Source organism: Streptomyces sp. S.PB5 (assembly GCF_030403745.1).
In the GTDB taxonomy this organism is placed as follows: Bacteria; Actinomycetota; Actinomycetes; order Streptomycetales; family Streptomycetaceae; genus Streptomyces.
On sequence record NZ_JAQMWP010000002.1, the window covers coordinates 878,782 to 902,227 of the forward strand.

19 protein-coding genes and 1 pseudogene are annotated in these 23,446 nt (G+C 70.1%); 11 read left to right on the top strand and 9 right to left on the bottom strand.

Going from position 1 to position 23,446, the window contains the following annotated elements; translation table 11 throughout:
- Entirely contained in the window at positions 1–744 is a 744-nt protein-coding gene (locus PH203_RS08710; protein WP_289918172.1) for a class I SAM-dependent methyltransferase, read from the top strand.
- On the opposite strand, the gene PH203_RS08715 is transcribed toward PH203_RS08710, so the two are convergent.
- Entirely contained in the window at positions 728–1,225 is a 498-nt protein-coding gene (locus tag PH203_RS08715) for a hypothetical protein (RefSeq protein WP_289918175.1), read from the bottom strand. The genes PH203_RS08710 and PH203_RS08715 overlap by 17 nt on opposite strands.
- Complete coding sequence (locus tag PH203_RS08720) at positions 1,222–1,701, bottom strand: hypothetical protein (protein WP_289918177.1); 480 nt, start codon at positions 1,699–1,701, stop codon at positions 1,222–1,224. The genes PH203_RS08715 and PH203_RS08720 overlap by 4 nt, the downstream gene beginning before the upstream one ends.
- A 63-nt stretch (positions 1,702–1,764) precedes the next feature.
- Between PH203_RS08720 and PH203_RS08725 the strand changes: the two genes are divergently transcribed.
- The 3 genes from PH203_RS08725 (at position 1,765) to PH203_RS08735 (ending at position 5,375) form a co-directional block, all read left to right on the top strand.
- Positions 1,765–2,691: a YafY family protein gene (locus PH203_RS08725; RefSeq protein WP_289918179.1), complete on the top strand. Its 927-nt coding sequence runs from the start codon at positions 1,765–1,767 to the stop codon at positions 2,689–2,691.
- 141 nt (positions 2,692–2,832) lie between these two features.
- Entirely contained in the window at positions 2,833–4,758 is a 1,926-nt protein-coding gene (locus PH203_RS08730) for a rhamnogalacturonan lyase (protein WP_289918180.1), read from the top strand.
- A 197-nt stretch (positions 4,759–4,955) separates the two neighbouring features.
- Complete coding sequence (locus PH203_RS08735) at positions 4,956–5,375, top strand: hypothetical protein (RefSeq protein WP_289918192.1); 420 nt, start codon at positions 4,956–4,958, stop codon at positions 5,373–5,375.
- Positions 5,376–5,415: 40 nt separating this feature from the next.
- Here the strand turns inward: PH203_RS08735 and PH203_RS08740 are convergent, their stop codons facing one another.
- Entirely contained in the window at positions 5,416–8,076 is a 2,661-nt protein-coding gene (locus PH203_RS08740) for a cellulose binding domain-containing protein (protein WP_289918194.1), read from the bottom strand.
- A 288-nt stretch (positions 8,077–8,364) separates the two neighbouring features.
- On the bottom strand, positions 8,365–11,280 hold the full coding sequence (locus tag PH203_RS08745; protein WP_289918197.1) for a glycoside hydrolase family 48 protein: 2,916 nt from the start codon (positions 11,278–11,280) through the stop codon (positions 8,365–8,367).
- 478 nt (positions 11,281–11,758) lie between these two features.
- On the opposite strand from PH203_RS08745, the pseudogene PH203_RS08750 reads away from it, so the two are divergent.
- The 3 genes and pseudogenes from PH203_RS08750 to PH203_RS08760 all read left to right on the top strand — a co-directional run.
- Positions 11,759–12,057 (top strand): annotated as a pseudogene (locus tag PH203_RS08750) (hypothetical protein); the annotation flags it as partial.
- Entirely contained in the window at positions 12,054–13,766 is a 1,713-nt protein-coding gene (locus tag PH203_RS08755; protein WP_289918199.1) for a glycoside hydrolase family 6 protein, read from the top strand. The pseudogene PH203_RS08750 and the gene PH203_RS08755, both read left to right, overlap by 4 nt.
- A gap of 184 nt (positions 13,767–13,950) precedes the next feature.
- On the top strand, positions 13,951–14,868 hold the full coding sequence (locus tag PH203_RS08760; RefSeq protein ID WP_289918201.1) for a class I SAM-dependent methyltransferase: 918 nt from the start codon (positions 13,951–13,953) through the stop codon (positions 14,866–14,868).
- 10 nt (positions 14,869–14,878) lie between these two features.
- On the opposite strand, the gene PH203_RS08765 is transcribed toward PH203_RS08760, so the two are convergent.
- Positions 14,879–15,454 (bottom strand): hypothetical protein, encoded by a 576-nt coding sequence (locus PH203_RS08765; RefSeq protein WP_289918203.1) that lies wholly within the window; start codon positions 15,452–15,454, stop codon positions 14,879–14,881.
- A gap of 9 nt (positions 15,455–15,463) precedes the next feature.
- Between PH203_RS08765 and PH203_RS08770 the strand changes: the two genes are divergently transcribed.
- The 3 genes from PH203_RS08770 (at position 15,464) to PH203_RS08780 (ending at position 17,667) form a co-directional block, all read left to right on the top strand.
- Positions 15,464–15,784, top strand: a complete 321-nt coding sequence (locus PH203_RS08770) for a hypothetical protein (protein WP_289918204.1) — start codon at positions 15,464–15,466, stop codon at positions 15,782–15,784.
- Positions 15,785–15,930: 146 nt separating this feature from the next.
- Positions 15,931–16,632 (top strand): SDR family oxidoreductase, encoded by a 702-nt coding sequence (locus PH203_RS08775; protein WP_289918205.1) that lies wholly within the window; start codon positions 15,931–15,933, stop codon positions 16,630–16,632.
- Positions 16,633–16,728: 96 nt separating this feature from the next.
- Positions 16,729–17,667, top strand: a complete 939-nt coding sequence (locus PH203_RS08780; protein WP_289918207.1) for a DMT family transporter — start codon at positions 16,729–16,731, stop codon at positions 17,665–17,667.
- A gap of 4 nt (positions 17,668–17,671) precedes the next feature.
- Here PH203_RS08780 and PH203_RS08785 read toward each other — a convergent pair whose 3' ends face one another.
- Positions 17,672–18,295 carry a hypothetical protein gene (locus tag PH203_RS08785; RefSeq protein ID WP_289918208.1) on the bottom strand — a complete coding sequence of 208 codons (624 nt, stop codon included), beginning with the start codon at positions 18,293–18,295 and terminating at the stop codon, positions 17,672–17,674.
- 135 nt (positions 18,296–18,430) lie between these two features.
- On the opposite strand from PH203_RS08785, the gene PH203_RS08790 reads away from it, so the two are divergent.
- Positions 18,431–19,177, top strand: a complete 747-nt coding sequence (locus tag PH203_RS08790; RefSeq protein WP_289918209.1) for a helix-turn-helix transcriptional regulator — start codon at positions 18,431–18,433, stop codon at positions 19,175–19,177.
- 49 nt (positions 19,178–19,226) lie between these two features.
- Here the strand turns inward: PH203_RS08790 and PH203_RS08795 are convergent, their stop codons facing one another.
- The 3 genes from PH203_RS08795 to PH203_RS08805 all read right to left on the bottom strand — a co-directional run bounded on the left by PH203_RS08795 (position 19,227) and on the right by PH203_RS08805 (position 23,286).
- A complete protein-coding gene (locus PH203_RS08795; protein ID WP_289918212.1) occupies positions 19,227–20,063 on the bottom strand; it encodes an aldo/keto reductase in 837 nt (278 codons plus the stop codon).
- A 131-nt stretch (positions 20,064–20,194) separates the two neighbouring features.
- Positions 20,195–22,021, bottom strand: coding sequence for a long-chain fatty acid--CoA ligase (locus PH203_RS08800; RefSeq protein ID WP_289918214.1), 1,827 nt, complete (start codon positions 22,019–22,021; stop codon positions 20,195–20,197).
- A 401-nt stretch (positions 22,022–22,422) separates the two neighbouring features.
- The gene (locus PH203_RS08805; RefSeq protein ID WP_289918215.1) at positions 22,423–23,286 is read right to left on the bottom strand and encodes a LysR substrate-binding domain-containing protein; all 864 of its coding nucleotides are present in this window, start codon (positions 23,284–23,286) and stop codon (positions 22,423–22,425) included.
- Between the last annotated feature and the right edge of the window lie 160 nt (positions 23,287–23,446).

Below are 23,446 nucleotides of genomic sequence, written 5' to 3' on the forward strand. Positions count from 1 at the left end.
GTGCTGGACTACGACAAGGAGGCCGACGCCTACGACACCACCCGCGGCGGCGAACCCCGCGCCGCCGCGGCCGCGGACGCCGTGCTCGGCCTGCTCCCCGCCGGAGTCGACCGCCTCCTGGACGTCGCCTGCGGCACCGGGATCGTCACCCGGCGGTTCGCGCGGGCGCTGCCCGCGGCCCGGGTGACGGGCGCCGACCTGACCTACGGCATGGCCCGGATGGCGGCCGGGCGGCTGCCCGGTGCGATCGTCCTCGCCGACAGCCGCCGACTGCCCTTTCCCGACGGGACGTTCGACGCGGTGACCAGTGTGTGGCTGCTGCATCTCGTCGACGAGGCCGACGACGTGCGGAGCATCGTCGCCGAATGCGCCCGGGTGCTGAAGCCCGGCGGGGTGTACGTCACCACCGTCGACAAGGCCGCGGCGCACGACGTCGGCAGCGACATCGACACCGTCCTCGCCCCGCGCCCGCGCCGGCCCGCCCCGGACGCCGGCCCCCGCGTGGCGGCGTACGCCGCGGCTCAGGGGCTGGTCGACGCCGGGCGGGCCCGTTTCCAGGGTGTCGGCCAGGGCCGCAGCCCCCGCCGCACGGCCGCCGACCTGCGGCGCGGCTGGTTCACGATGCTGCCGCCGGGCGACCCGCGCACCGACGCCTTCGCCGCCCGCCTTGAGGCACTCCCGGACCAGGACCGGCCGCGCGCCGACCCCGTCTTCGCGCTCCGGGCCTTCAGGAAGCCCGCGTGAACTCCATGACCCAGTTGGTGAGCCAGGTGTCCCCGTCGTCGAGTGAGAAGGCCTGCTCCCAGCGGGCGCCGGTCGCGGAGACGTCGGACCAGACGAAGCGCACGCGGACGTCCTTGCCGATGGGGGTCCCCCCGCCTGAGCGAAGCCGAGAGTGGGGGAGTGTGTCGTCGCCGTAGAACTCGCCGCGGTCGTCCTCGAACCGGCCGAAGACCGGCGGGAAGAGGGTTCCGGTGCGGCTGGAGGCCCAGTTCAGCGACCACTGCTCCGTCTCGCGGTCGAAGAGCCGCAACGTCGCGCCCTTCGAGCCGAGATGGGGCATGTCGATCTCGTCGATGTTCGCGGCGCCGTCGAACAGCGGCCGGCAGCGGCTGGTCCCCGAAAACTCCTCCCAGGCGCTGTCCGGGTCGAGGAAGTCGGTGCGGCGGCGGTGGAGGACCTGCCAGTCGCCGTGGAAGAAGTCGAAGTCGTGCGGGCTGCTCATGAACGGTCTCCAGTGGTTCCTTCGGGCAGGGAGTCGGCCAGGTAGGCGGCCAGGTCGGGGACTTCGGGCGCCAGCAGGTGGCGGACCCAGGCGTCCCGTTCGTGCAGGATCGGGGGGAGCTCCCAGACACAGCCGATCCAGGGCAGGTCGGGCCTGATGAAGTGGGTCGGGTCGTGGTCCGGGCAGCCGAGGACGGGCTGGCCGGCGGCGGCGCCCCGGAAGTGCAGGACGTTGTCCCACACCCAGCTGTAGGCGTTGAGATAGGCGCCGTCGTCGCCGCCCCGGTGCAGCACGACGAAGGTCGCCGGCGGGGTGCCGTCCGCCTCCGGCAGCAGCTCCGGGAGGATCTCGTACGCCGCCTTCTCGACGTCCGGCGCGATGCCCGCCGGGTCGGAGGTGACGTGGTAGCGCTTGATGTGCCGGCCGGCCACCTCGATGGGCGGCGGCACGGTCAGGAGTTTCTCGGTGAAGCTCATGACCGGGACGTTAGGACCGCTTCACTGACACCGTCTGTCAGTGAAGTCTGGGATTCTGTGGCGGTGAAGTCCAGTCGGCTCGTCTCGATCCTGCTCCTGCTCCAGACCCGGGGCCGGATGACCGCCGCCCAGCTCGCCGAGGAGCTGGAGGTGTCGGTGCGTACGGTCTACCGGGACGTGGAGGCGCTCGGCGCGGCGGGCGTGCCGCTGTACGGCGACGCCGGCCACGCCGGCGGCTACCGCCTGCTGGACGGCTACCGCACCCGGCTCACCGGCCTCACCGCGGACGAGGCCGAGGCGCTGTTCCTCGCGGGCGTCCCCGGGCCGGCGGCCGAGCTGGGTCTCGGGTCCGTGCTGGCGGCGGCACAGCTGAAAGTGCGGGCGGCGCTGCCGGTGGAACTGCGTGCGCATGCCGACCGGGTCAGCGGCCGTTTCCACCTCGACGCGCCCGGGTGGTACGCGGAGGTGGAGGAGGCACCGTACCTGGCGGCGGTCGCGGATGCGGTGTGGAACAACCGTGTACTGAACGTCGTATACCGCCGCTGGCGTGCGCCGACCGATGTGGAGCGCCGACTGGAACCGTACGGGCTGGTCCTGAAGGCGGGGCGCTGGTACGTCGTCGCCGGGCCGGGGCCGCGTACCTTCCGGGTCGACCAGATCCTCCGACTCGCCGTGTCCGAGGAGGAGTTCGCGCGCCCCGAGGGCTTCGACCTGGCCGCGTACTGGGCGGCGTACCAGCGCGACTTCCATGAACGGCTCTACCGGGGCGAGGCGGTGGTACGGCTGGCGCCGGGCGTGTCGCTCGCCCGCGCGGTGAACCGGCGCGAGGAGTCCGACGGTTGGACCGTGGCCACCGTCCCGATCGAGTCCGTCGAGCACGCCGTCGGGGAGTTCCTGCGGATGGGGACGGACGTGGAGGTCCTGGAGCCGCCCGAACTTCGTGAGCGGCTTGTGGGGACGTTGCGGGAGTTGGTGGCACGGTACGGGTGAGGTCGTGCGTGACGGGTGTGGGCGGGGTCGTGCGTGAAGGGTGCAGCTGACACCGGCAACCTCGGTGCGCGCGGCGACGACTGAGTAACGGAACCCGTCCTCATGGGCACCCCTGTCCGTCCCTCGCAGGAGGTACGTCTCGTGCAGCACCCGCACCCGCACCCGCACTCGCGCCCGTATTCGCGCCCGGACCGCAGACGAAGGGCCGTCCTCTCCGCGCTGGCCGCCACCACGACGCTGCTCGCCGCCGGGCTCACCCAGCTCGCCACCGGTACGGCCGAGGCCGCAACAGCCCGGCAGGTGGAGGCACTTGACCGCGGCGTCGTCAGCGTCCACACCGACGCCGGCAACCTGGTCAGCTGGCGCTGGCTGGGCACCGACCCCAACGACGTCTCGTTCAACGTGTATCGGGCCGGTACGAAGGTCAACTCGACCCCGGTCACCGGCTCCACGAACTATTTCCACACCGGCGCACCGGCCCAGGCCGACTACACGGTCCGCGCGATCGTCGGCGGAGTCGAGCAGGCCGACTCGGTCCACGCCGTACAGTTCCGCACCGGCTACAAGGACGTGCCCATCAGCCCGCCGTCCGGCGGCACGACCCCCGACGGCGTCGCCTACACCTACGAGGCCAACGACGCCTCCGTCGCCGACCTCGACGGCGACGGTGCCCTGGACTTCGTCCTGAAGTGGCAGCCGACCAACGCCAAGGACAACTCCCAGTCCGGCTACACCGGCAACACCATCCTCGACGGCATCAAGCTCGACGGCACCCGGCTGTGGCGCATCGACCTGGGCCGCAACATCCGCTCCGGCGCGCACTACACACAGTTCCAGGTGTACGACTACGACGGCGACCGCAGGGCCGAGGTCGCGGTGAAGACCGCCGACGGCACCGTCGACGGCACGGGCGCGGTGATCGGCAGCACCTCGGCCGACCACCGCAACTCCAGCGGCTACGTCCTGTCCGGCCCCGAGTACCTGACCATGTTCAACGGCCGGACCGGCAAGGCGATGCAGACCGTCGACTACGTCCCGGCGCGCGGCACGGTGTCGTCGTGGGGCGACTCGTACGGCAACCGCGTCGACCGCTTCCTGGCGGGCACGGCGTATCTGGACGGGGCCCGGCCGTCGGTCGTCATGGCCCGCGGCTACTACACCCGTACCGTGATCGCGGCCTGGGACTGGCGCAACGGGTCGTTCACCCGTCGCTGGACCTTCGACACCAACTCCTCGACCAACAGCGGCAGGGGCTTCGACGGGCAGGGCTCGCACAGCCTCTCCGTCGGGGACGTCGACAACGACGGCAAGGACGAGATCGTGTACGGCGCGATGGCCGTGGACGACAACGGCAACGGCCTGTGGACCACGAGGACCGGCCACGGGGACGCCCAGCACCTCGGCGACCTGGACCCCTCGACCTCGGGACTGGAGTACTTCAAGGTCTCCGAGTCGAGCTCCCAGCCCGCGGAGCTGTACGTCAACCCCGCCTCCGGGGCGATCCGTTGGCAGCTGGCGGCGTGCTGCGACAACGGCCGCGGTGTCGCCGGTGACATCTACGCCGGCAACGACGGCGCCGAGGTCTGGTCCGCCTCCGACACGTCCATCCGCGACGAGGCGGGCGCGACGAAGGGCCGCGAACCCTCCTCGGTCAACTTCCTCTCCTGGTGGGACGCCGACACCACCCGCGAACTCCTCGACGGCACCCACATCGACAAATACGGCATCTCCTCCGACACCCGCCTCCTGACCGGCGCGAGCGTCCACTCCAACAACGGCACCAAGGCGACCCCCTCCCTCTCCGGCGACATCCTCGGCGACTGGCGCGAGGAGGTCGTCTGGCCGACGTCGGACAACACGGCGCTGCGTATCTACTCAACGCCGCACGAGACGACCACGAAGATCACGACCCTGCTGCACGACACGATGTACCGCACGGGGCTGGCGTGGCAGAACACCGCGTACAACCAGCCCCCGCACCCGAGCTTCTTCATCGGCAACGGGATGGCTACGGCGCCTCGGCCGACGGTGTACACGCCGTTGAGGCGGCTTGTCTCAAACTGGTGAACCTTCAACCGGCGGAGCGGAATCGGCGCGGCTCGGCAGATAATCTTCACACTCCATGCACATGTGGGGGACAGATGACTCAGCAAGACCTGCCGCCGATGCCGGACGCTCCGCCGCCCGTCGCAGCGCCGGCCGCGCCGGTACCACCGGTACCACTCGCCGAACCGACCGCCGAGCCAGGCCGACGAATCGGACCGGTGGCTGCCGGTCTGATCGGCCTGGTGCTCGGCTCGGGCATCGTCGGTGGTGTGTGGGCGATCACCGCTGCCGGTCCTGGCGAGCCGGAGACGTTCACGCTGGAAGGCAGCTTCACGCTGACGGACGAGGTCGTCAGTGACGGCGACGACGGCTGCAAGGGTGAGTACGACAGCGGCTACGACGACATCGCCGAAGGCACGTCCGTCACTGTGTACGGGGCAGGTGGGGATGTCGTCGCCACCGGCTCCCTCGGCGACAGCGCGGAAGACGAGTACGGAACGACCTGCACCTTCGATGTCGTCGTCGACGATGTGCCGAAGGGGGAGAAGTTCTACAAGGTCGAGGTGTCGCACCGGGGTACGTTGCAGCTGACGGCCGAGGAGGCCGAGAACGGCGAACTCGCCGCCAGCCTGGGCTGAGCACAGGGCGTGTGCCGGAGCCGGCACACGCCCTTGGTCTTCAGCTCACGGTGCAGTTCTGATCACCCAGCTTGAACGCCGTCGGCTTCCCGTTCGCGCCCGACCAGCTCCCCGTGAACCCGAAGCTCACCGACGAGCCCGCGGCCACGTTCGCGTTCCAGGTGACGTTCTTCGTTGTCACCGCCGAACCCGACTGGGTGTACTCGGCGTTCCAGAGCCGGCCGATCGTCTGGCCGTTCGGGAAGGTCCAGCCAAGTGACCAGCTGGTCCAGGCACTTGAGCCCCTGTTGCTGAGCTGGACGTCCGCCTGGAAGCCGCCCGGCCACTGGTTGGTGATCCGGTACGTCACCGCGCAGGCGCCCGTGGGCGTCGGGGTGGGGTCAGTGCCGCCACCGCCGCCGCCCGTGTCGGAGGTGTCGCCGTAGATGACACCGCGGCCGTTCGTCGAGACGTAGACCCGGCCGTAGATCCTCGGGTCGCCGGTGATCGACGCGCCCGTCCAACCCCACCGGTGGGCATCGTCGTTGATGCGGGTCCAGGTCGAACCCTGGTCCGTGGAGCGGAAGATGCCGCGTACGCCGCCGATCTTCGCGCTGGTGTAGAGGGTCTGGTACGACGCACCCGTCGCCGCCTTGCCGAAGCCGATGGTGTCGGCCTGCTCGATGTTCGGCAGCTTGGTGAAGGACGTACCGCCGTTGGTGGAGTGCCACAGGCCGTACACGCCGTCCGGCGCACCGCCCGCCAGCCACACGTCACCCTTCACACCGGGCAGCGCCTTGAAGCGCACGCTGTCCCCGCTCGGCAACCCGGTCGCCGCCGAAGCCGTGAAAGTCGCGCCGCCGTCCGAACTCACATAGAACGTGCCCGACTTGAAGCCGTAGAAGGTCTTCGGGTCCACCCGGTCGGACTCGACGATCGCCCCGGCGGGGATCCCGCTCGACGGCGCCCAGGACGAGCCGAAACCCGTCGTGTACTGCACGCCCGTGCCCGCCGGACTCCACACGAACCGGCTGCCGTCCGACGCCGCGGCGACCGTGCCGCCGCCGCTGACGCCCGAAGGGTCCGTCCCGGCGAACCAGTTGGCGCCGTTGTCCGTCGAGAACGCGATGTGCGGACCCGAATCGAGGTCGCCGACCCGGACGACCGTGCCGGGGTCGGTCTCGGCGAAGTCCAGGCTCGTCGTCGTGGTGAAGTTCGGCTGGGTGTACATCATCGGCGGCACCTTGGTCAGGTCCGTGTGCCGGAAACCGCCGATGTCGCCCAGGGCGCTGAGGAGTTGGGCGCCGCCGGACGGGGGAGAGGCGAGGTCGTTGACCGCGGTCTCCTCCAGGCCCTGCACCATCGGTTTGATGGTGAACTGGCTGCCGCTGTCCCAGTTCCCGAGGTTCTCGGTGCCGTAGATCGTCGCACCCGTCCCGTACATCATCCGGTTCGAGTCGAACGGGTCGATCTCCAGGGCCTCGGTCATCCAGCCGAGCTTGGGGGTCTGCTCCGGCGGCGACGGGTTCGCGCCCCAGGTCAGCCAGGGGGAGGAGGAGACGTCCATCGTGTAGCGGTTCGAGCGGTCGGGGTACGAGGTGTAGTCCCAAGCCCTCGTCCAGGTCGCGCCGCTGTCCGTGGAGCGGAAGATCTGGGTGTCCGGCCACCAGGAGCTGTAGCCGGTCGCCATCAGCGTGCCCGGGTCCTGCCGGTCGACGGTCAGACCGCTGAAGCCGTAGTAGGTGTCGGCCTCGGCGACCGGGCTGATGTCCGTCCAGGTGCCCGTCGCCGTCGCGTACCGCCACAGCCGGCCCTTGCCGCCGTCGTACGGACCGCCCTTGTCGCTGTATGCGATGTACAGATAGCCGTTGACGGTATCCAGTACACCCTTGTGCCCGATGTATCCCGTCGGCTGCCCGGCCACCCGCGACCAGCTCGCACCCCCGTCCGTCGACCGGTACACCGAGTTCTGCAGATCCGCGACCCCGACGTAGATCGTCTGCGTCGCGCCGCCCGGCGAACCCGTCCGCTCGTCGAAGGTGACCCAGACGACCCCCTGGTTGTCGCTCGCATAACCGGACGTGTCGCTCGGATCCTGCACGTAGTTGCCGACGTTGGGGAAGTTCGCCACCTGCGACCAGGTCACCCCGGAGTCCGTCGACCGCCACAGCCCCTTGCCGCTGGGCGCGCCCAGATACAGCACGCTGTTCCTGTTCGGGTCGATCGCCAGCCGCTCACCCATGCCGCGCCCCGGCATGTTGCCGCCGAGCTTGAACGGCAGAACGGTCTTCTGCCAGCTCGCACCCCGGTCCGAGGAGCGCAGGATCGCCCCGTTCCCCGGATCCCAGCTGTTGGTGTACGTACCGACGGCCGCGTACACCCTGTCCGGATCCACCGAGTCCGTGGCCAGAGCGGCCACCCCCGTGTGCCCCCAGTCGTCCCAGCCCACCGAGTCCAGCAACGGCGTCCAGGTCTTGCTCGACTCCACCCAGCGGTACGCCCCGCCGATGTCGGTCCGGGCGTACGCCATGTTCTTCTCGCTCCGGTTGAAGACGATGCCGGGGACGAAGCCGCCACCGTCGATCCGGGCGTTCCTCCAGGTGTACGTGTCGGCGGCGAACGCCGCCTTCGAGGCACTGTCGGCGGCCAGCGCGGGCGGGGTGCCCGCGAGCAGGCCGGCCGCGAGAGCGAGGACGGCCGTGAGGATGCGGGTTCTTCGCACGGGGGGTCCTTTCCGGGACGTGGGGGGACACAAGGACGGGAAGGTGCGAGTAGCAAGCGCTTTCTCATCGCTACGAGAGGTGCCGGGCGGTCCCCAGTGCGGGAGGGGACCGCCCGGCGAGTCGGCCCCGCCGTCCGGTGGCGAGACCTCGTACGCGGAGCTTTCAAGCGGTACCGCGGAAGAGGGCGGTGCCGTACCACGCCCCTCAAGGGGCGCGGGGAACTGCGCGACCAGCCACAACGGACCCGCAGTCGAACACGGCCCAACCCGCGGAGCGCTTCGCGGGGGCTATTCGAGAAGCTCCGCGTACGAACCCATGGCCAGGGCGATGTCCGCCTGGGCCCAGAACCGGTGGTACGTGAACGACGGCACCGCGCCGCCCGCGAGATACGCCTCGATCTTCGACCAGGCCGGGTCGTCCTCGTAGAACGACCGGATCGACTCGAAGGTCGACGACGAGTTGATCGCGTCGCCGTTCGGCATCGTGCCGGTCCAGCCGGACGGGATGTACACCCCGTCGTCGAACCGGTTGTAGTCGGCCCGGTTCTCCGGCACCGCGATGCCCAGCGCGTCCTGGTGGTTGTCCCACATGCCGTCCAGCAGCGCCTTCGCCGTGGCCGCCGCCTGCGTGTCACCGGAGCGGTCCGCGTAGTACGTCAGGGTCTTGGCGTACGCGGCGGCCACCCCGACGTCATTGGTGTAGTCGGCGACGGTGACGTGAAGTCCGCTGTTGGCGCCGGGACTTGACGGGTTCCAGGTGTCGGGCTGGCCCGACCACTGGAGCGTCGCCGGGATCTGGTAGGTGCCGTCCGGGTTGATCGTGGTCTTGGACAGCGCCCAGTCGACCCACTTGTCGAGGACGGTCTTCGCGGCCGCGTTCCCCGTCTGCTGGTAGTACTCGGCCACCCGCTCCATCGACCACGCCTGGAAGCCGAACCACTGGTTGGACGGCGGGTCGTGGTAGACGGGCTGCTGGTCGTAGTACATGCCGTAGAACGTGGACTTCCCGGCCGGCGGGGTCGCGTACCGGCCCGCCCAGCTGTTGGTCGCACCGCCCGCTATGGCACCCTCGTCGGACTGCAGCCAGCGGTAGAACTCGATCTGCCGGGTCAGCGAGGTGCCCCAATCGGTGGCGCCCGTCGCGGACTTGGGCTTGAGGTCGGCGTAGGCGCTCAGCGCGTACGCGGCCATCGGGTTCTGGTAGCCGCCGTGCGCATGGCTGGAGCCGATGCGCCAGGCCCAGCCCGCCGAGGTGTCGGTGGCGCCGCCCCAGGCGTAGTACCAGGACATCAGATACATCGAGGCGTCCTTGCCGGTGCCGGCCGGGCAGGTGCTCGGACCGACACAGTTGCCGATCTTCTTGAAGTACTTGTCGTACATCGAGTAGCGCAGATAGTCGCCCATCTTCGCGGCCTTGGCCACGGTCGCGGAGATCTGCCCGCCCTTGCCCTGTGCGTCGGCCCACTTGTCGGCCCAGTACGCGGCCTGCACCGCACGCGCGTCGGCGTCGGGGGCGTTGGTGAACTTCCACTGCTTGGCGTAGGAGGCGTCACCGGTGAACAGGTCCAAGTACCCGTTCTTTCCCCCGTACTTGAAGGCGTCACAGGTCGGCTGCGGCACCGTCTCCCACACCGACTCCTGCGCACCGCGCTGGAAGGTGTTGATGTACGACGGTCCGGTGTCGGTCGGTCCGGCCTCGCACTTGCCGGGCGCGTTGCCGTAGCCGTAGACGTTGTCGACGTCCTGCAGCCAGTGCATACCGTAGACATCGTCCGTACCGTATGCAGTCTTCAGTTCACCGGCGATCGGATCCGATCCCACCGACACCCCGGTGTCCAGCTTCGCCGGGTACTCGTTCGGGGTGTCCAGCTCGGGCGCGTACGTCGCCGGCTTCGAGGCGTTGTAGAAGGAGTTGGCCGGCTGGTCGGCGTGCGTGGGGATCATGTACTTCTCCATGATGTCCCAGGCACCGTTGAACTTGGACCAGTCGCCGGTCACCTTGCCGTACATGGCCTGCAGCCAGAGGAGGTAGCTGTACGCCTCCGACGTGGTCTCGTGACCGTGGTCCGGAGCCTCGACGATCAGCGTCTCGACCGAGTGGTAGGGGATGCCCTCGGGGGAGAAGTAGCCGTTCGCCGGGTTGGTGATCTTGCCGTACAGCTCCAGGAAACGGGCGTCGTACTCACCCGCCGCCTCGACCTGGGTGACCGTCACCGACGCCTTGGCGTGCCCGGTCGCCGTCGACTCGAAGACCGCCGCGCCCGTGCCGGAGGAGTCGGCCGAGACGGTGACGTTCTGGGCCGTGTTCCAGTTCGACGGGGTGAAGGTCAGGGAAGCCCCGCCGGTCACGGACAGGCCCGAGTTGCCGCTCGCGCGGGTGGTCGTCACCGTCACGTTCGCGGACGGCTGCGTCGACAGCTTCACCCCGAACGTGCCCGTCTTGCCCTGCTGCACGGCGAGTTGGGTCACCGAGGCCACCACGGCGGGACCCGAGGCGACCGTGATGCCCACCGGCGTGGACGACGCCGACGCGCCCAGGCTGTCGTAGCCCTTCGCGACAAGGGAATGATTGCCCACGGTCAAGCTGGAGACCGAGAGCGAGTACGGCGACGTCGTGTCGGTGCCGAGCAGCGTGGTGTCGTCGTAGAACTCCACCTTGCTGATCGTCGCGCCGTTCGCCGCCGCGGCGGTCGCCGCGAGCGGGACGGCGTCGCCCTGGGTGTAGACGGCGCCCGCGGCCGGGCTGGTCAGCACGGTGATCGGCGGCTGGTGGGCGCCGGTGCAGGTGGTGCCGTTGACCGCGAAGGACGTCGGAGCGGTGTTGGTGCCGCTGTAGGTGAACTGCGCGCCGGTGGAGACGGCGGCGCCGACCGCGATGTTCCCGTTGTAGGCCGCGTTGTTCACCGTGACCGTCTGACCGGACTGGGACCAGGTGCCGTTCCAGCCGTTCGTCAGTCTCTGGTTGCCCGTGTAGGCATACGTCAGAGTCCAGCCGTTGATGGCCTCCGTACCGCGGTTGGTGATCGTCACATCCGTGGTGAAGCCGGAGCCCCAGTCGTTCGTCTTGTAGTCGACACTGCACTGAACTGCGGCTGCCTGTGCGGGAGTTGAACTCGCGCTCAGCAACGCGAACGGAAGTGCCAGGGCGGCCGTGACAGCCGTCCATAAGCGCCGGACAGCCCGGCGTCTCCTTCTCGGTGCCATGTGCTGGTTCCTCCTTGCGGCTCGGAGAAGTCAAGGCTTGAACCAGTGGGAGCGCTCCCATAGTGGGGATGAGGGTGAGAAGGGTCAAGGTGCTTGAAGAGTCGAAAAGATTCGATGGATGTGGTTGAGGAAAAGTCAAGTGACTCCTCTGTTCTTTGCCGTCACTTGGCGCTAGCTTCATGGGCACCAGTGGGAGCGATTCCATCAGTCGACGCGTCCGTCACGACGCGCTGATCTGCAAGGAGTCGCTCATGCGACACCCCCCGCGACACCCCCCTCCTTCAGAACTCTCAGCCGTCGCCGGCGCGAGCGTCAGCGCCGGGTTCTTCGCCTCCTGGTCGGGGAGCAACGGCGTACCGACCCCGTTCGAGCTCAACGGCACGACGCGCCATGCCGACGCGGACCCCTCGCCCGCGCCGACATGCACACCGACGTCGTGCCGGCTCGGCCTGTCCGGCATCAAGCCGGAGTACGCCCGTTCGAGCCGATGTCCGGTATGCAGGATCTCGTCGACGCCATACGGGCGACCGGCGCCGGCGACCTGATCCCGGCCGGCGGGCTCGCGTACGCGAACGACCTCAGCCGGTGGCTGAGAACAGCTGCGGCCACACCTCCGTCGACCAGGTCATGAAGTGGTTCGACGACCGTGGCCTGTCCTGTTCGGGCTGGTCCTGGAACACCTGGAACCGCAGCCCGGGTCCCGCAACCCGTAACTCCCCGACCGGTAATTCCCTGACCCGTAATTCCCGTATCGGAGAAGGAAACCCGCACTCATGAGTCGTACCAGAACTGCGCTTCTCGCAGCCATCGCCCTGGTCGCCGGGGCCTCCGGGACGGCGCTCGCCGTCAACCCGGCGGACGTCGGCACGGCCGCCGTGGCCTGCACGGTCGACTACAAGATCCAGAACGACTGGGGCTCCGGCTTCACCGCCGCCGTGACGATCACCAACAACGGTGCCGCCAAGACCAGTTGGGCGGTCAAGTGGTCGTACGCCGGGAACCAGAAGGTCACCAGCGGCTGGAACGCGAAGGTCACCCAGAGCGGGACGGGAGTCACCGCCGCCAACGAGAGCTACAACGGCACGCTCGCCACCGGCGGTTCGACCAGCTTCGGCTTCCAGGGCACCTACAGCGGCACCAACGCGATCCCGGCGACCTTCACTCTCGACGGGGTGACCTGCAACGTCGACGGCGGCGGCGGGCCGACCGATCCGCCGGACCCCGGAACCGGCACCCGGGTCGACAACCCGTACAGCGGCGCCAAGGTGTACGTGAACCCGGAGTGGTCGGCCAATGCCGCCGCCGAGCCCGGCGGCAGCCGCATCGCCAACCAGCCCACCGGTGTGTGGCTGGACCGGGTCGCCGCGATCAACGGCACCGGAGGGAAGATGGGCCTGCGGGCGCACCTCGACGAGGCCCTGAAACAGAAGGGCAGCGGCGAGCTCGCCGTCCAGCTGGTGATCTACGACCTGCCGGGCCGCGACTGTGCCGCGCTCGCCTCCAACGGTGAGTTCGGTCCGACGGACATCGACAAGTACAAGACGCAGTACATCGACCCGATCGCCGCGATCCTCGCCGATCCCAAGTACGCCTCGCTGCGGATCGTCACCACGGTCGAGCTCGACTCGCTGCCGAACCTGGTCACCAACGTCTCGCCGCGGGCCACCGCCACCCCCAACTGCGACACGATGAAGGCCAATGGCAACTACACCAAGGGTGTCGGTTACGCGCTGAACAAGCTCGGTGACGCCCCCAACGTCTACAACTACGTGGATGCCGGGCACCACGGCTGGCTCGGCTGGGACGACAACTTCTCGGCGACCGTCCAGACGATCAAACAGGCGGCGACCGCCGAGGGCGCGACGGTGAACGACGTCCACGGCTTCATCACCAACACCGCCAACTACAGCGCGTTGAAGGAGCCGCACTACACCATCAACGACTCCGTGAACGGCACGTCCGTGCGCGAGTCGAAGTGGGTCGACTGGAACCGGTACGTCGACGAGCTCTCCTACGCCCAGGCCTTCCGTCAGGAGGCCGTGAGCCAGGGCTTCCCCTCGGGCGTCGGCATGCTCATCGACACCTCCCGCAACGGCTGGGGCGGCAGCGCCCGGCCCACCGGCCCCGGTGCCAAGACCGATGTGAACACCTACGTCGACGGCAGCCGTATCGACCGGCGTCTCAACACCGGCAACTGGTGCAATCAGTCCGGCGCCGGCCTCGGCGAGCGTCCGCAGGCCAGCCCGGCGGCCGGGATCGACGCCTACGTCTGGATCAAGCCTCCGGGCGAGTCCGACGGCGCCAGCAGCGCCATTCCGAACGACGAGGGCAAGGGCTTCGACCGGATGTGCGACCCGACCTACACGGGCAACCCGCGCAACAACAACAACATGTCCGGTGCCCTGCCGAACGCGCCGCTGTCCGGCCACTGGTTCTCCGCGCAGTTCCAGCAGCTGATGCAGAACGCCTACCCGCCGTTGCCGTAACGGTGCGTCGGGGGCTGCGGGTTGAGTGTGGTTGACCGCGCCCCTTCAGGAGCGCCCAGGCCGCCGGGGCTTGTCCGACAAGCCCCGGCGGTGTCAGGCGTTTTTTGCCGTCCCGGCAACAGCGGTGGCCTTCCCGCGGTGCGTCGGAGCACGCTGGCGGCACCAGGACGAGAGGCTGACCCCCATGGCGCACGATCACCACGACCAGCTCGACCAGCACGGCTCACACGGCTCGCACGGCCGGCACGGTCACGATCACACCGACCTCGACTGGGCCGCGATGGCCCCGATGATGGAGGAGCAGGCGGAGCTGTACACGCCGCTGTACGAGCGGGCCATGGCGTGGCTCGCCAAGCGGCAGACCGAGCCGGGGCTGATCGTCGACGTGGGCAGCGGTCCCGGAGTGGGTTCCTGTCTGCTCGCGGAGACCTTCCCGGGCGCTCGGATCGTCGCCGTCGACGGTTCCGAGCCGCTGCTCGAACGGGCCAGGGAGCGGGCCGACCGGCTCGGGTTCGGGGACCGGTTCGGCACGCTCGCCGGTGAACTCCCCGGCGCACTGGACGACTTGGACTACCCGGCCGACCTCATCTGGGCCAGCTGGAGCCTGCACCACCTCGGTGATCAGCGGGCCGGCATCGCCGCGTTCGCCGAGCGGCTCGCTCCCGGCGGCACGCTGGCGCTCCTGGAGGGCAGTCTGCCGACGCGGTGTCTGCCGCGTGACATCGGCATCGGACGCCCCGGGCTGCAGGCCCGGCTCGACGCGGTGCACGAGGACTGGTTCACCGAGATGCGGGCCGCGCTGCCCGGCACCGTCGACGTGGTCGAGGACTGGCCCGCGCTGCTGGCCTCCGTGGGCCTGAAGCACACCGGCACCCGCAGCTTCCTGCTCGACCTGCCCGCCCCGACCACGGACCGGGCCCGTCATGTCGCCGTCGCGACCCTGACCCGGATCCGCGAGGCCGTCGGCGAACGCCTCGACGCCGACGACCTCGCCACCCTCGACCGCCTCCTCGACCCCGACGACAAGGCGAGCATCCACCACCGGCCGGACGTCTTCTTCCTGGCGGCCCGCACGGTGCACACGGCGGTCCGCGGGGTCTGACGCCGGGTGATCAGCAGCGGCCCGGCCGGGCGTACACGCTGATCTGCGCGCCCCGCACCCGGCGGGTGCCGCACTCCACGAAGTGGTCGGCGAGCACCCGCCGCTTCACCTCTTCCCGAGGCGCCCGGTCGGCCGGCTGACCGGCCGGGTCTCTCGCCACCACGATGCGCTCCGCACCCAGCAGACGGTCCCGGATGTCGGCTGCGGGCGCCTCCGTGCCGTACAGCGTGTGCGAGGCGACCGGCCCGCGCTCCAGGGCCAGATCGCGCAGCCCGCGCACGGACCCCGGATCCACCAGCGACCACACACGCCGCCGCGACGGCATGTACAGCACCCCGTCGGCCCCGCCCCCGGCCGCGCGGAGCGCCTCCGCGACGGCGGTGACGTCGTCGGTACGGCTCTGCGGGGTCCGCAGCTGCAGCGTCACCGGCAGCGCTGCGAGCAGGGCGAAGGCGGTCGTCCCGGCGACGAGCACGGCCACCGCCCGGACCCCGCCCCGCGCCCGGACCAGCCGCCCGAGCCGGTCCAGTGCCGCGCCGGCCAGCAGGGCGGTCCCGGCGTGGCCGTACAGGACATAGCGGTCCACGTAGAGCCGATGGTGCCTGCCTTCTCCGCCGACGGTTCGCTGCTGGCGGGCAGCGCGCCCGACGGCTCGGTCCAGGTGTGGGAGACCGACGAGCCCACCCTGCCCCCGGCGACCCTGCGGGCCGGGGACGGACCCGTGCGGAGCCTCCGATTCACGCCCGACGGCAGGCAGTTGCACATCCGCACGCCCCATCTCGCCGACCGCACGGCCGTGTTGGCGCCCGAGCAGGCCGCGGACCGGGTGTGCGCCTGGGCCGGCGGCGACCTCACCGAGACGGAGTGGCGCCGCCACTTCCCGTCCGCCGAGTGCCGCACCGGCTGCGGGCCTTGACTTCGAGAACGCTTCAAGTGATCTACTCCCGGCATCCGCAGGACAACACGATCCGCGAGGAACACGCATCCGCGAGGAACACGAGTCCGCGGGGGAACACGCATCCGCAGGGCGACCCGCGCCGCGGAACACCACAGGGGGCAACCATGACCGACTCACCCGTCGCACTGATCACGGGCGGCGGCAGCGGCATCGGCGCCGCGGTCGCACGGCAGCTGCTCGACGCCGGGTACCGGGTCACCGTCACCGGCCGCGGGGAGGAACGCCTGCGCGGCTTCGCCGAGGAACTCGGCAACCCGGCCGAGCTGCTGACGCTCGTCGGCAACGCGGCCGACTACGACAGTGTGCGGTCGGCGGTCGACCGTACGCTCAAGGAGTTCGGCCGACTGGACACGGTCGTCGCCAACGCCGGGTTCGCCACGCACGACTCGGTCGCCGAAGGCGACCCGGCCGGCTGGACCGAGATGGTGCTGACCAACGTCCTCGGCCCGGCGCTGCTCATCCGGGCCGCCATCGACGCCCTGAAGGAGACCCGCGGCCGGATCGTGCTGGTCGGGAGTGTCGCCGGGTTCGTGCCCACGCCCGGCAACATCTACGGGGCGACGAAGTGGGCGGTGACCGGGCTCGCCGAGAACACCCGGCGGCAGGTGACCGAATGGGGCGTCGGCGTGACCCACATCGCGCCCGGCCGGGTGGAGACACCCTTCTGGGACAGCTACGGCAGTCTCCCGCCCGGTCATCTCCTCACCGCCGACCAGCTCGCCGACTCGATCGTGTGGGCCGTCCGGCAGCCCGAGGGAGTCGACGTCAACACCGTGGTCGTACGGCCGATCGGGCAGCCCAACTGACGTCCCCGCCGGCCGGGCGGGCCCGTGGCCCATGCATGGACCCCCGGCGAACGGGTACGCGGGCGATCTCCGTCCCCGGCGCGAGGACCTCGCTCCATGACCGGCACCGACACCGTCCGAGACCACCGGCGCACGCCCCGGCTGCCCGGTGGTCCGCGCGCGGGACAGGCCGTCGCCGCGCTGACACTCGCCGTGTCACCGGTGTGCATCGAACTGTCCGGGGCGGACGCCGGTACCGCCTCCGTCTACCGCTGTCTGCTCGCCCTGCCCGCCCTGGTGCTGCTCGTCGTCCCGGAGTACCGGCGCGAAGGCCCGCCGCCCCGGCGGCAGTTGGTCTACGGACTGGCGGGCGGGGTGCTGTTCGCCGGGGACATGCTGCTGTGGACCAAGGCGATCACCGAGGTGGGCGCGGGACTGTCCACCGTACTGGTCAATGTGCAGGTCGTGCTGGTGCCGCTGCTGGCCTGGGCCGTGGACCACGAGCGGGTGCCCCGCCGTTTCGTGCTGTGGCTGCCGGTGCTGGTCGTCGGCGTGGTGCTCACCGGAGGGCTGTTCGAGGAGGGCGCGAGCGGCAGCGACCCGGCCGCGGGCACGGTCCACGCGATCCTCGCCGCCCTGAGCTACTCCGGCTTCCTGTTCCTGCTGCGCCGCGGCGGCTTCAACGGCCATGTCCGAACGACCTACACCGCGGTCGTCCTCTCGGCCACCCTCGCCTCCGCCCTCGGCGGCTGGGCCTGGGGCGCCTTCGACCCCACCCCGTCCGGCACCGCCCTGGGCTGGCTCGCGCTCGCGGCGCTGACCAGCGGCATCATCGGCTGGCTGATGGTGGCCGTCTACTCACCCCGCCTGCCGAGCCACGTCGGCGCGGTCCTGCTGCTGCTCACGCCCGTCGGGGCGCTCGCGCTCGGGGCGGCGGTGCTGGGGGAGCGGCCGACGGTCGCGCAGTGGGCGGGGTGCACGCTGATCCTGGTCAGCGCGTACGCGACGGTGACGCGCGGAAGGGGCGCCCCTCCCCGGCGGGGGCGCCCCTCGTGACGCGCTAGCCGCGCTGCACGTAGTTGCAGCCGAAGACCACGTCCAGCCGGTCGACGTAGCAGCGGTCGTAGCCGGCGTAGGCGTAGATTGCGTCGCGCTCGCCGTCCCGGGCGAAGAACGTGTCGTCGCCCGCGCTGCCCCTGAGGGTGTCCCGGCCGGCGCCGCCCGTCAAAGTGTCGTTGCCCCAGTCACGTGCGAAGTCGTGGCCGTCGCCGCCGTCCATGGTGTCGCCACCCATGTCGCCCCGCAGGGTGTCGTTGCCGCCGAACCCGCTGAGCCGGTCGACGCCCCCGTTCCCCCGGAGGAAGTCGAGGCCTCCCTCACCCGCGATCCGGTCATCGCCGCTCCCTCCGTACAGCCGGTCGTTCCCCGCGTCACCACAGACGACGTCGTTGCCTCCGCCGCTGCTGATCGCGTCGTTCCCGCCGAGACCGACGGCGATGTCCCTGGCCGAGCCGGTGTTGAGGACATCGGGCCCGTTGCCGCCCCACACCGTGGCGTAGTAGCCGTAGCACCGCGGCGGCGCGGGCGCTGCCGCGTCGGCCTGTGCCGCGACCACCGTGCCGGCCACGAGGGCGACGGCCGCGCAGGCCACCGTGAGCGACCGTGTCCGTGTTCGTGTCTTCATTGCTGAACCCCGTTCGTGGTGCGAATACCTGGGGTCCACGGTGAACTCACCCCGCCCCGACCACCATTCGTCATTTGGCGAATCCCTCGGCCCCCGAGCGGTACCGTCGAATGAGTTCGGCGAGAGGAGACGGTCATGAGCCGTCACTCGGTCACGGCACGGGATCTGCGGGCGATGTTCGATGTCCTCGACGAGGCACGGCACGACGACGGCGAGGACTTCCCGCCCCGCAGCCTCCTGCGCGGACTCGGTCGGCTGATCCCGTGCGACATCGCAGGATTCGACGAGCTCGACATCCCCACCCGTCGGTATCTGTACCTCGAGGAGGCCCTGTACGGGGGCGACTACGAGGAACCGGACGTCGATGCCTACTGGCGGTGGCGGCACCAGGTCCCGTACTGCCGGCTGGCCGAACAGAGTTGCGGCCGCCTGCCGGTGGCCCAGCACCTGGACTTCTTCTCCGCTCGGGAGTTCCGGAACTTGCCGTTCTACACGGAGTACCTGCGCCCGGCCGTCAACATTCTCTTCGTGATGCTGCCCAGCGCACCGGGGCGCATCCGTACGTACAACTTCGGCCGCGAGGACGCACGCCGCTTCACCGAACGCGACCGCCTCGTACTGGAGTTGCTCCGCCCCCACCTGTACGCCGTCTACCGGGAAGCAGCCTTGCGGCGACGGGCGCCGGTCCGGCTCACCGTCCGTGAACTCGACGTCATGCGGGCCGTCGCCGACGGGCTCAGCACCGAGGCGATCGCCCGGCAGTTCACGGTGGCGCCCAGCACCGTCCGCAAGCACCTGGAGAACGTCTTCCGGAAGCTCGGCGTCTCCAGCCGTACCGCCGCCCTCGCCCGGCTGTTCCCCGAGCCTGACCCGGGGGCATGACGAAGGCCCGGGCGGTGCACAACCGCCCGGGCCCCGAACCGGCTTGCCGTCAGGCCACGTTGAACGTCGACGGGTCCGGACCCAGCCGCCGGTCCTCGTTGAGCGCGCTGATCGCCGCGAGGTCCTCGGTGTCCAGGCTGAAGTCGAAGACCTCGATGTTCTCCTTGATCCGGGACGGCGTCACGGACTTGGGGATCACGACATTGCCCAGCTGAAGGTGCCAGCGCAGCACGACCTGCGCCGGAGTGCGCCCGTGCTTCTGCGCGATGGCCACGATCGCCGGGACCTCGAGGAGGCCCTTGCCCTGGCCGAGCGGTGACCAGGCCTCGGTGGCGATGCCCTGCTCCGCGTGGTACTCGCGGGCCGCGCCCTGCTGGAGGTGCGGGTGCAGCTCGATCTGGTCGACAGCCGGGATGACGGACGTCTCGGCGATCAGGCGCTCCAGGTGCGCGGGCTCGAAGTTGGACACACCGATGGCGCGGACACGGCCGTCGGCGTGCAGCTTCTCGAACGCCTTGTACGTGTCGACGTACAGGTCCCGCTCGGGGGTGGGCCAGTGGATGAGGTACAGGTCCACGTACTCGAGGCCCAGCTTCTGCAGCGACGTGTCGAAGGCACGCAGCGTGGCGTCGTATCCCTGGTCGCTGTTCCAGAGCTTGGTGGTGACGAAAATGTCCTCGCGGGCCAGGCCGGACGCGGCGAGCGCCTTGCCGGTGCCCTCTTCGTTGCCGTAGATCGCCGCTGTGTCGATGCTGCGGTACCCGGCCTCCAGAGCGGTGCTGACCGCCTGCTCGGCCTCGTCGTCCGGGACCTGCCAGACGCCGAAGCCCAGCTGGGGCATCTCCACGCCGTTGTTGAGGATGATCGGGGGGACCTTGCTGCTCACGAGCTCTTGATCCTTACGGTTGTCGACAGGTGGTACTCCCATCGTCAACGATCAACAGCGCTGATGCATTCCTGACCGCGGAATCGGTCGGAATCCGCCGGGAACCTGCCGGGAACCCACCGGGAACCGCCTCAGGCCCGGTACAGGGCCTCGACCTCGCTCGCGTACGTCGTCTCGATCGCCTTGCGCTTCAGCTTCAGCGACGGCGTCAGCAGCCCGTGCTCCTCGGTGAACGGCTGCGCCAGTATCCGGAACGTCCGGATCGACTCGGCCTGCGAGACCAGAGTGTTGGCGGCGACCACGGCGCGGCGCACCTCCGTCTCCAGGTCAGCGTCGCGCACCAGCTCGGACGGGGTCAGCTGCGGTTTGGCGCGCATCGCCAGCCAGTGCTCGACGGCCTCCTGGTCGAGGGTGACCAGGGCGGCGATGTAGGGGCGGTCGTTGCCCACGACGATGCACTGGGCGACCAGCGGATGGTCCCGGACGCGTTCCTCCAGCAGGCCGGGGGCCACGCTCTTGCCGCCGGAGGTCACGAGGATCTCCTTCTTGCGGCCGGTGATGGTGAGGAAGCCGTCCTCGTCGAGGGAGCCCAGGTCGCCGGTGGCGAGCCAGCCGTCGTGCAGGGTCTCGTCGGTGGCCTTCTGGTTGTTCAGGTAGCCCTGGAAGATGTTGGGACCGTGCAGCCAGATCTCGCCGTCGTCCGCGATGTGCACGGTGACGCCCGGGATGGGCTGTCCGACGGAGCCGTAGCGGGTGCGTCCGGGCGGATTGGCGGTCGCCGCCGCCGTCGACTCGGTCAGGCCGTAGCCCTCGTAGATCTGTACCCCCGCGCCCGCGAAGAACAGGCCGAGCCGGCGGTCCATCGCCGAGCCGCCCGACATCGCGTTGCGGAGCCGGCCGCCCATCGCGGCCCGCACCTTGGCGTAGACGAGCTTGTCGAAGAGCTGGTGCTGCATGCGCAGACCCGCCGAGGGGCCGGGGCCGATGCCCCACGCCTTGGCCTCGATGGCCTCCGCGTACTTCACCGCGACCTCGACGGCCTTCTCGAAGGGCCCGGCCTTGCCCTCCTTCTCGGCCTTGCGGCGGGCGGAGTTGAAGACCTTCTCGAAGATGTACGGCACCGCGAGGATGAACGTCGGCCGGAACGCGGCCAGGTCCGGCAGCAGGGCGGCGGCGTTCAGCTGCGGCTGGTGGCCGAAGCGGACCCCCCGGGTGATCCCGGCGACCTGCACCATCCGCCCGAAGACATGTGCGAGCGGCAGGAACAGCAGGGTCGCCGCCTCGTCGCCCTTCTTGGAGTGGAACACCGGCTCCCAGTACTCGGCGACCGTGTCCGCCTCCCACATGAAACTGCCGTGGGTGATGACACAGCCCTTGGGGCGGCCGGTCGTGCCCGAGGTGTAGATGATCGTGGCGACCGAGTCCGGGGTGACCGCCTGCCGGTGCCGGTGCACCACGTCGTCGTCGATGGCGGCACCGGCGTCGTACAGCGCCGGGACGGGGTCCGCGTCCAGCTGCCACAGCTGGCGCAGATGCGGCAGCCGGTCGATGACGGTGGCGATCGTCATCGCGTGGTCCTCGTGCTCCACGACCGCCGCCGTGCACTCGGCGTCGTAGAGCATCCAGAAGCACTGCTCGGCCGAGGAGGTGGGGTAGATCGGCACCACCTGGGCGCCGATCGTCCACAGGGCGTAGTCGAAGAGGGTCCACTCGTAGCGGGTGCGGGACATGATGGCGACCCGGTCGCCGAACCGGATGCCCTGGGCGAGCAGCCCCTTGGCGAGGGCGAGCACCTCGTCCCGGAACTCCGCGGACGACACGTCCCGCCACTCGCCCTGCTCGTCCTTGCGGCCGAGCGCGATGTGCAGAGGGTCCTCCTGGGCACGCCGGAACACGACGTCGGCCAGTCCTCCCACGGGGGCCGGCAACGCCAACGGAGGATTGGTGAATTCGCGCAAACCCCGCTCCCCGCTCCCTGGTCCGGCTCCCTGGTCCCGCTCCCGGTGACGCTCCGCACAGCGCCGTGAAAGCTACCCCACCCGGCGGCGGGGCGGGAGGGGTGCGAATCCGAGCACTGTTCAGGTATGCACTGGTCAGCGCCGGAAAATGCGCTCACATGGGGAAGGGTCGGACAGAAAACTGACGGTTGAGTAAGTTTCGGTGCCGTAATCTCCACCGAATCTGTACGACCCGTCTACGGTCCACGTCCACCGACGGAATGATCAGTTCCGTCGCCCAGTCGTCTCCTGTATCAGCGTCTCGGCATCCGAATCCGTCACACCTGACGCGGCGCCCACACCGGCACCGGACCCGACCGTGAACCGGGCCGGCGCCCCGTGCGGCAGCCTTCGGTGAGTGCCTACCGCCGGTGCAAGCGGTCTCCGCCCGCCAGGATCGCCGTCGCCAGGGCGTCCGCCGCGTCCTGTGCCGCCGCTTGCCGGCGCCCGTGGACGAGCACGAAGTCCACCCGGCCCAGTTCCGGCAGGCCCGCCCGGTCCGGCATCCGTGCCAGGCCCGGCGGGATCAGGCCCCGTGAGTGGGCCATCACGCCGAGGCCCGCCCGGGCCGCCGCGATGAGGCCGTTGAGGCTGCCGCTGGTGCAGACGATGCGCCATTCCCGGCCCTGGCGTTCCAGGGCCTCCAGGGCGAGGGCCCGGGTGATGCCGGGCGGGGGGTAGACGATCAGGGGGACCGGACGGTCGGGGTCCAGGCGGAGGCGTTCCGCGCCGATCCAGACCAGCCTGTCGTGCCAGACCAGTTCGCCGCGCGGGTCCTCGGGGCGGCGCTTGGCCAGGACAAGGTCCAGCTTTCCGGCGGCCAGTTGTTCGTGGAGCGTGCCCGAGAGCTCCACCGTGAGCTCCAGGTCGACCTCGGGGTGGTCGTAGCGGAAGCCCTCCAGGATCTCCGGGAGGCGGGTCAGCACGAAATCCTCCGAGGCGCCGAAGCGCAGCCGCCCGCGGAGCCGGGTACCCGTGAAGAATGCCGACGCCTGCTCGTGCACCTCCAGGATCCGGCGTGCGAAGCCGAGCATCGCCTCGCCGTCCTCCGTGAGCTCCACGGAGTGGGTGTCCCGGGTGAACAACTGCCGTCCGGCCGCGTCCTCCAGACGCCGGACATGCTGGCTGACCGTCGACTGGCGCAGCCCCAGCCGCTTGGCGGCCTGCGTGAAACTCAGGGTCTGGGCCACCGCCAGGAACGTGCGCAACTGGGACGGGTCGTACATGTCCCGCAGCTTATCGCGGAACGTGATGACAGTCAGAGCCGTATGCCGGATTCCCGATCGCGGTCCGGAGGAGGACGATGAAGGGGGGTCCTGCGGCCCCCGTACCGCCGTGAGACACACGCTAGATGGAGCACTGTGAAACGCCTGCGCTGGCCGAGTT

Coding starts and splice junctions, on each gene's coding strand:
- PH203_RS08720 (WP_289918177.1), bottom strand. CDS start 1,701: ATGAGCTTCACCGAGAAACTCCTGACCGTGCCGCCGCCCATCGAGGTG.
- PH203_RS08770 (WP_289918204.1), top strand. CDS start 15,464: ATGGTGCCTGCCTTCTCCGCCGACGGTTCGCTGCTGGCGGGCAGCGCG.
- PH203_RS08780 (WP_289918207.1), top strand. CDS start 16,729: ATGACCGGCACCGACACCGTCCGAGACCACCGGCGCACGCCCCGGCTG.
- PH203_RS08760 (WP_289918201.1), top strand. CDS start 13,951: ATGGCGCACGATCACCACGACCAGCTCGACCAGCACGGCTCACACGGC.
- PH203_RS08785 (WP_289918208.1), bottom strand. CDS start 18,295: ATGAAGACACGAACACGGACACGGTCGCTCACGGTGGCCTGCGCGGCC.
- PH203_RS08715 (WP_289918175.1), bottom strand. CDS start 1,225: ATGAGCAGCCCGCACGACTTCGACTTCTTCCACGGCGACTGGCAGGTC.
- PH203_RS08790 (WP_289918209.1), top strand. CDS start 18,431: ATGAGCCGTCACTCGGTCACGGCACGGGATCTGCGGGCGATGTTCGAT.
- PH203_RS08775 (WP_289918205.1), top strand. CDS start 15,931: ATGACCGACTCACCCGTCGCACTGATCACGGGCGGCGGCAGCGGCATC.
- PH203_RS08755 (WP_289918199.1), top strand. CDS start 12,054: ATGAGTCGTACCAGAACTGCGCTTCTCGCAGCCATCGCCCTGGTCGCC.
- PH203_RS08745 (WP_289918197.1), bottom strand. CDS start 11,280: ATGGCACCGAGAAGGAGACGCCGGGCTGTCCGGCGCTTATGGACGGCT.
- PH203_RS08805 (WP_289918215.1), bottom strand. CDS start 23,286: ATGTACGACCCGTCCCAGTTGCGCACGTTCCTGGCGGTGGCCCAGACC.